The organism is Micrococcus sp. APC 4021 (genome assembly GCF_030407635.1).
GTDB lineage: Bacteria > Actinomycetota > Actinomycetes > Actinomycetales > Micrococcaceae > Micrococcus > Micrococcus luteus.
The window spans coordinates 1-646 of record NZ_JASDCZ010000236.1 but is presented as its reverse complement, the minus strand read 5'-3'; the positions used below and the strand labels follow the sequence as shown (position 1 = coordinate 646).

The following is a 646-nucleotide window of genomic DNA, read 5'->3' as shown; positions in this document are numbered from 1 at the left end:
CTTCCATCCTGCGGGGCGGGGCCCACTCGTCTCATCTCAGCCGGCGCCTCGTGGCAAGAACCTCATGACCCACAACACCTAGGCCCGACCGGCCGGGTCCTGACCAGCGCTCAGCGGCGCACAGCCGCGGCGAGCCAGTCGACGGCGAGGGCGTAGCCCTGGACGCCCGCCCCGGCGATCACGACGTCGGCGACGGCGGAGACGTGCGAGTGGTGTCGGAACGCCTCGCGCCGGTGGACGTTGGAGATGTGCACCTCGGCGATCGGCCGGTCGACGGCGGCGAGGGCATCGCGGATCGCGACGGAGGTGTGCGAGTACGCGGCCGGGTTGATGAGGACACCCCCGTGGGAGGTGCGGGCCTCCTGGATCCAGTCGACGAGCTCGCCCTCGTGGTTGGACTGTCGGAAGTCCACGGTCAGCCCGTGCTCGGCCGCGCGGGCCTCGGTGAGCGCGCGGACGTCGTCGAGGGTGGCCGTGCCGTAGACCTCGGGCTCGCGGGTGCCCAGCAGGTTCAGGTTGGGGCCGTTGAGCACGAGCAGGGGCAGGATGGGGGCGCCGGTCATGGGGCCAGTCTAGGTGTTGTGGGTCATGAGGTTCTTGCCACGGGGTACGGGCTGAGATGAGACGAGCGGGCCTCTCCGGGCGT

Annotated in this window: 1 protein-coding gene; it reads right to left on the bottom strand. The window is 71.2% G+C overall.

Features of this window, described 5'->3' with window-relative positions:
- Positions 1-110: 110 nt before the first annotated feature.
- A complete protein-coding gene (gene aroQ / locus QL983_RS11375; RefSeq protein ID WP_036313613.1) occupies positions 111-563 on the bottom strand; it encodes a type II 3-dehydroquinate dehydratase in 453 nt (150 codons plus the stop codon).
- Positions 564-646 lie beyond the last annotated feature (83 nt).

What these genes read in the sequence shown, in the direction of transcription:
- aroQ (WP_036313613.1), bottom strand. Translation starts at nt 563, where the DNA reads ATGACCGGCGCCCCCATCCTGCCCCTGCTCGTGCTCAACGGCCCCAAC.